6 protein-coding genes and 1 pseudogene are annotated in these 6,940 nt (G+C 46.0%); all 7 read left to right on the top strand.

Annotated elements, in window-relative coordinates; genetic code table 11:
- Positions 1–105: 105 nt before the first annotated feature.
- Complete coding sequence (gene rpmH / locus QUD86_RS09495) at positions 106–240, top strand: 50S ribosomal protein L34 (protein ID WP_011903922.1); 135 nt, start codon at positions 106–108, stop codon at positions 238–240.
- An 8-nt stretch (positions 241–248) separates the two neighbouring features.
- A complete protein-coding gene (locus tag QUD86_RS09490) occupies positions 249–566 on the top strand; it encodes a ribonuclease P protein component (RefSeq protein ID WP_286296994.1) in 318 nt (105 codons plus the stop codon).
- Between the two features lies 1 nt (position 567).
- Complete coding sequence (gene yidD, locus QUD86_RS09485) at positions 568–807, top strand: membrane protein insertion efficiency factor YidD (protein ID WP_286296993.1); 240 nt, start codon at positions 568–570, stop codon at positions 805–807.
- Positions 808–813: 6 nt separating this feature from the next.
- Entirely contained in the window at positions 814–2,490 is a 1,677-nt protein-coding gene (gene yidC / locus QUD86_RS09480) for a membrane protein insertase YidC (RefSeq protein ID WP_286296992.1), read from the top strand.
- 37 nt (positions 2,491–2,527) lie between these two features.
- Positions 2,528–3,904 carry a tRNA uridine-5-carboxymethylaminomethyl(34) synthesis GTPase MnmE gene (mnmE, locus tag QUD86_RS09475; RefSeq protein ID WP_286298773.1) on the top strand — a complete coding sequence of 459 codons (1,377 nt, stop codon included), beginning with the start codon at positions 2,528–2,530 and terminating at the stop codon, positions 3,902–3,904.
- 85 nt (positions 3,905–3,989) lie between these two features.
- Positions 3,990–5,840: a phosphoenolpyruvate carboxykinase (GTP) gene (locus tag QUD86_RS09470; protein ID WP_286296991.1), complete on the top strand. Its 1,851-nt coding sequence runs from the start codon at positions 3,990–3,992 to the stop codon at positions 5,838–5,840.
- A gap of 46 nt (positions 5,841–5,886) precedes the next feature.
- Positions 5,887–6,888 (top strand): annotated as a pseudogene (mnmC1, locus tag QUD86_RS09465) (FAD-dependent 5-carboxymethylaminomethyl-2-thiouridine(34) oxidoreductase MnmC1); the annotation flags it as partial.
- Positions 6,889–6,940: the final 52 nt, after the last annotated feature.

Raw genomic sequence — 6,940 nt, 5'->3', positions numbered from 1 at the left:
ACCAGTTTTAACCAATAAAGCCAAAGAAATTAACAATATATTTGCTGACATTGGTTGACCTTTTGACTGGCAGCGAGGAAAATAAGTGGTTTTGCAGGATGAATCATGAAAAGAACATACCAACCCTCAGTAACACGTCGTAAACGCACACACGGATTTCGTATTCGTATGAAAACCAAAAGCGGGCGCGCAGTACTTAACGCTCGCCGCGCAAAAGGTCGCAAACGCTTAGCTGTTTAACGCAGCCTTTGAACAGCGCCAGGATCTCGGAGCTACTAAAAACACGCCCTAAGACTAGTTTTTATTGGGGCTTGTATTTGGTTGAGAAAAATCCAGGTGTAAGGTCGGATTTAGGTGTTGCGGTCGCTAAGAAATTAGCTAAACGTGCTGTAGATCGCAATAAACTAAAACGCATGATTCGTGAGCATGTGCGCAATGCCCAATTAGCTGCGCCTATCGGCGATGTCGTGATGAAGTTAAAAAAGCCCATTGGTAGAGAAACTCGCGGCAAGCTCAGAAAAAAAGAGCAAGTCATCATGCGCACTCAAATCACGGCGTTAATCTAGTATGTATTTATTAAACAAGATTGCAATTAAATTACTTCGGGTATATCAAGTTGCATTAAGCCCTTTTTTGGGGGCGCACTGTAAATTTGAGCCCACCTGCTCCCAATATGCATGCGACTGCTTTGCCCACTATGGATTTTTTAAAAGCGCAGGCCTCACAACCATGCGTGTTTTACGCTGTAACCCATGGTCTTGTGGCGGCTATGATCCCGCAGTAAAAAAACAACCCCTTACTGATTGAGCACAAATGGACTTCAAAAAAACGATTCTCTGGGCAGTCTTCTCAATGGCTGGCCTTATGCTCTACAACAATTGGCAGGTTCATGAAGGCAAGCCGTCCCTATTTGGGGGGTCGCAAACCAACAATGCAGCCATTGATAAAAAAGTACAACAAACTAGTATTGATACTCCTAGAGTATTGCAAAGTGAAAACTTAGCTGCACCGAACCAGGCGAGCAACCCTATTGCCGGTGGAATTGAAGCAGCTGAAAAATTCACCTTACAAAATGATGTGTTAGTTTTAGAAATTAGCGCAATTGGCGCAAACATCATTGATGCAAAGTTGCCCAAACAGTTGACCGCAGAAAATAAACCGGTTGAATTGTTTCAGTACACACCAACACACAAATACCTTGCACGTTCAGGCTTAATCACTTTAGGTAATGCTGACCTACCAAATCACACAAGCACATTTAAATTAATTCAGTCCGGCAAGGATGGCTCGGGCAGGTCTTTCGCTATTTTATCGAGCGAGCGCAATGGCACCAAGCTTGAAAAGACGTTTACATTAAATTCCGGCAGCTACGTAGTGGACATTAGTCACCGAGTTACTCAAGCGGGCGCCAATACAAACCCCATCGTGCTTTATACCGAGTTGGTGCGTGATGGTGCTCAAGAGCAAAAAATCGGTCCTTTCGATGGCGCCTTCTCCGCAAGTACCTTTACTGGTCCAGCCGTATATACCGAAAAAGAGAAATTCAATAAATTAGAATTTACAGCAATCGATAAAAACAAAATTACCATTCCGACTCAGGTTGCAGCAGGCGATCCAGCCTGGATTGCGATGGTTCAGCACTACTTTGCCAGCGCGTGGATCCCTGGTGACAAAACAGCTCGCGATATTTATGCGGGAAAAATTGACAACAACCTATATCGAATTGGCATGCAAACACCATTAGGTGTAGTCGCGCCAGGCACCGTTGTTATTGAAAAAGCAAGACTATTTGTTGGCCCACAAGAAGAAAGCCTTTTAGAAACAATTGCGCCTGGGTTTGCGCTGTTAAAGGATTATGGCTATCTAACCATTCTGGCAAAACCTATTTTTTGGTTGCTTGAAAATATTCATGCTTATGTAGGAAACTGGGGTTGGTCAATTATTCTCCTTACGATTTTGATTAAGCTTGTGTTCTTTCCTTTATCTGCCGCCAGCTATAAATCAATGGCGCGCATGAAAGAAGTGCAGCCACGTTTGTTGTTAATGAAAGAGCAATACAAGGGTGAGCCACAAAAGTTAAACCAGGCAATGATGGAGATGTACCGCAAGGAAAAAATCAACCCACTGGGTGGGTGCTTGCCCGTAGTCATTCAAATTCCAGTATTTATTTCTTTGTATTGGGTCTTGCTTTCATCAGTGGAAATGCGTAACGCGCCTTGGGTTTTATGGATCCATGACTTATCAGTTCCTGATCCGTATTATATTTTGCCCATCATCATGGCGGCATCGATGTTTGTACAAACAAAATTAAATCCAACTCCACCAGATCCTGTGCAGGCAAAAATAATGATGTACATGCCCCTAGTCTTCTCGGTGATGTTCTTCTTTTTCCCCGCAGGCTTGGTACTTTACTGGGTAGTAAACAACCTTCTCTCAATTGCACAGCAATGGCAGATTAATCAAATGTTTGGAAAGAAGCTCACCAAATAATTATTTGGTAAGTATCGATCGACAACCTACCGCAATGATGACTAGAAAGATCCCCATCATTGCGGTTGCCACGGCTCCAGGCAAAGCAGGCATTGGCATTGTCCGCATTAGCGGGGCAAAATTACTGCCAATCATGCAGGCATTATTTCAAAAGCAACTTTTACCCCGTCATGCAAATCTTTTGAATTTAAGAGATGGTCAGGGCGCAGTAATAGACCAGCTTATTGCCATTTATTTTGCGGCCCCTCAGTCCTTTACGGGCGAGGATGTTTTGGAGTTGCAATGCCATGGCGGCCCAGAGCTTCTTGATTTAGTAATGAAGCGGTGCCTTGAATTAAGCAAAGACCAGGGCTTAGAAATTGCAGAGCCCGGCGAGTTCAGTTTGCGGGCTTATTTAAATAATAAAATCGATTTAGCGCAAGCAGAGGCAATTGCTGACTTGATTGATGCTCAGAGCGAGGCTGCAGTTCGCGGCGCAGCGCGCTCTCTGCAGGGTGAGTTCTCGCGCGATATCAACGCTTTGATTGAGGAAATTACCCAGCTAAGAATCCTAGTGGAATCCACTTTGGACTTTCCTGAGGAGGAGATTGAATTTTTAGAAAACGCCCATGCGCGCGATCGACTGAAGGTCGTCATGGGACAAATACATTCGCTAGTTAACGGCGCAAAACAAGGCAAGATACTGCGGGATGGCATTCGGATAGTGTTAGCTGGAGCCCCTAATGTAGGCAAAAGCTCCCTGTTAAACCGCCTTGCAGGCGAGGAGATTGCTATTGTTACTCCCATTGCCGGAACCACACGAGATCGAGTGAAAGAAAGTATCAAGATAGGCGGCATCCCTTTACATATTATTGACACTGCGGGATTGCGTGCAACACAAGATGTGGTTGAGGCAAAGGGGATTGAAAGATCCTGGGAGGCAATTAGGACAGCGGACTTGGTGTTACTTCTAAAAGACCCCACCTCCCCAGAGGTATTTTTGGATCCAGCGAGCCAAAGCCTTAAGGAGCAAATATTGACAGCAATACCCCCAAGATGCCCCGTATTGGAGATTAATAATAAAGCTGACTTACTGACGAACCCTGTGCCCACAAGCACTCACAAGGCACTCCATATCTCAGCCAAAACAGGTGCTGGAATTGAGGATTTAAAACAAAGCATTTTGGTAGCCGTAGGTTGGGGCGGGTCGCAGGAGGGCATCATCATTGCGCGTGGCCGACACTTAGATTGCCTTAATAGGGCCTTGGAGCACCTGGAGCATTCCGAGCAGTTTGCCGCTAATGGCAACATTTCGCTGGAGTTGTTTGCAGAAGAGCTTCGTTTGGCCCAGGATCAGCTGGGAAGAATTACCGGTAAATTACTTCCAGACGACCTTTTGGGTAAGATATTTAGCCAATTTTGCATTGGAAAATAAGGGTAGCGCTAGCCTAGGTGCGCACCTTCAAATGTGCCATAAATGTTAAAATTCACAATCAAAATTATTTCAATTTAGGATTCTCATGACTACCAATGTGGCGAATGCACCAGAGTATGTAAAAAATCAGCAACTGATTCAGTGGGTCGCGGATATCGCCTCCTTAACCAAGCCGGATAGTATTCGTTGGTGCGATGGTTCTCAGGCTGAATATGATGAATTCTGTGAGCTGTTGGTGAGCGCTGGCGTTTTTAAGCGTCTTAATCCAGCGAAACGAAAAAATGCTTTTTTAGCTCTTTCTGATCCAGATGACGTAGCTCGGGTAGAGGACAGAACCTATATTTGTTCTGCAAACAAGGATGATGCAGGCCCAACTAATAATTGGGTGGAGCCAAGCGAAATGCGCGCTACATTAAACCCATTGTTTGATGGCTGCATGCGTGGCAGAACAATGTATGTTGTGCCATTTTCCATGGGCCCAATCGGGTCTCCCATTGCTCATATAGGTGTTGAGTTGTCTGATAGCCCATACGTAGCAATCAACATGCGTCTTATGACCCGTATGGGTAAAGCAGTTATTGATCAATTGGGTGTAGATGGTGAATTTGTGCCCTGTGTTCACACTGTAGGCAAACCATTGGTAGCTGGCGAGAAGGACGTCTTGTGGCCTAACAATAAGACTAAATATATTGTCCACTACCCAGAGACACGAGAAATTTGGTCTTTTGGCTCGGGCTATGGCGGCAACGCACTCTTAGGCAAAAAATGTTTTGCCTTGCGCATCGCATCCAATATGGGGCGCGATCAAGGCTGGTTAGCAGAACACATGTTGATCTTGGGCGTGACTTCGCCCGAAGGCAAGAAATACCATATCGCTGCAGCCTTTCCATCGGCCTGCGGCAAAACCAACTTCTCTATGATGATTCCTCCAAAGGGATTTGAGGGCTGGAAAGTTACTACCGTTGGTGATGACATTGCTTGGATCAAACCTCGCAAAGATTCTGTCACTGGCAAGACACGCTTGTTTGCTATCAACCCAGAGTCTGGCTACTTTGGTGTGGCACCAGGAACAAATCGCTTGACGAACCCAAACTGCTTGGACTCTTTAAATAGCGACGTTATTTTTACAAACGTTGGATTAACCGACGATGGTGATGTTTGGTGGGAGGGCTTAACTGAAACACCCCCAGCTCATCTAATTGACTGGCAAGGCAAAGATTGGACGCCTGCCGATGGCTTAGCGGGACGCAAAGCGGCACATGCAAACTCGCGCTTTACTGTAGCCGCCACCAATAACCCGGCGGTTGATCCTAACTGGGATGATCCTGAAGGCGTTGCAATTGACGCGTTTTTATTCGGCGGTCGCCGCTCAAATACAGTGCCATTGGTGAGTGAGGCACGTGATTGGGTGGAGGGCGTCTATATGGCAGCCACGATGGGTTCTGAGACAACGGCAGCAATTACCGGTCAGATTGGGGTGGTTCGTCGAGACCCATTTGCAATGATTGCTTTTGCTGGCTACAACATGAGTGATTACTTCCAGCATTGGCTTAACATTGGTAAAAAGCTTGCCGCTGAGGGCGCTGTATTGCCTAAAATTTATTGTGTGAACTGGTTCCGCAAGGACGAAGATGGTAAGTTCGTTTGGCCTGGCTTCGGTGAAAATATGAGAGTGCTTTCCTGGATTCTGGGGCGCGCAGAAGGCACAGCTAAAGGCGAAGAAACTGTTTTTGGTATTTGCCCTGAGCATGCCGATTTGAAATGGGATGGCCTTGATTTTTCCGTTGAAAAATTTGGAAAAGCAATTGAAGTTGCTGCCGATGAATGGAAGGAAGAATTAAAACTACACTCTGAGTTATTTGCGCACCTTGGCGATCGGGTACCAAAAGAGTTAATTGAAGTACGTGGCAATATTGAGAAACGATTAAGCGCCTAAAAGCCTTTAAGTAATTTACTTATATTCCTTAGAGCTTTTTTATTTAATGATTGCACCCCAACACCATGACATCGTGGTGGTTGGGGCTGGTATTGCAGGGGCAGCCATTGCCCGAGAGCTGCTTGAGCGTGGCCAATCTGTTTGTGTAATTGATGCTGCCTCACTACCTGCCACACAATGTTCAAGTCATCGACATGCCATTGCGCACCCGCATGTAGGTAAGGGCGCTCCACGCCTACTCCGCCTAACACGCATTGCTTTTTTAATGGCAGAGGCCCGCTGGGGCCATGTTTGGAATCAGCATGGTGTATTTCAGCCAGCAAAAAAAGGTAAAATTTTCAAACGTGAAGAGGTGGCTAGTCACCTACGTGATCTAGGGCTAGATGAGGAGATGGCGCAAGCCTTACCAGCAGGCGAAGCGATGAAGGCTTGTGGAATTGAGCAAAACGGAATTTGGCTTCCACGAGGCGCTTCATTAGATTTAGCAACGGCAACAAGTGCATTGCTAAAGGCCCATCCAAAATTAAGCACCCAGTGGGACACAAGTGTTTCTCATTTGATAAAAGATGGAGACGCTTGGGCTTTGATGAATGATCAAAATGAGCCTATTCTTTTTGCAAAAAAAGTAATTATTGCAGCGGCAGTCCAAAGCAAAGGCTTAGCCGCCAGTATTGGTGTGCGCCTACCTCTGAGGCCGGTGCGAGGACAGTTAAGTATATTTTCAGTTGCACAAGACACCCCCTGGGCCACGAAGTTACCCAAGACCGCAATCTCGGGTGAGGGCTATTGCTTGCCATCACAAAAATTAAGCAATGGAAATTATTGTTGGGCGGTTGGCTCTAGCTTTGATGAGGGTGTAGATGATTTACAGGCTTGGGACTCGAGCGATGAATTCAATCGCAAACAAGCAAAGGGCTTGATCGCTTATGAAGAGGGAGACGAGCAAGCACTACAAAAACAGGAAAGGTTTGTTGGCATTCGTTGCGTGGCTGGTGATCGCTTGCCAATTATTGGCGCCCTCACTCAACGCCCAGGGATATTTATGGCAACAGCCCTGGGGTCAAGAGGAATTCTTTGGTCTGCTTTGGCGGCGAAGCTAA

The organism is Polynucleobacter sp. TUM22923 (assembly GCF_030295705.1).
Classification (GTDB): domain Bacteria; phylum Pseudomonadota; class Gammaproteobacteria; order Burkholderiales; family Burkholderiaceae; genus Polynucleobacter.
Note: the sequence above shows the minus strand (reverse complement) of the source record. Positions and strands in the feature narration are given on the sequence as shown.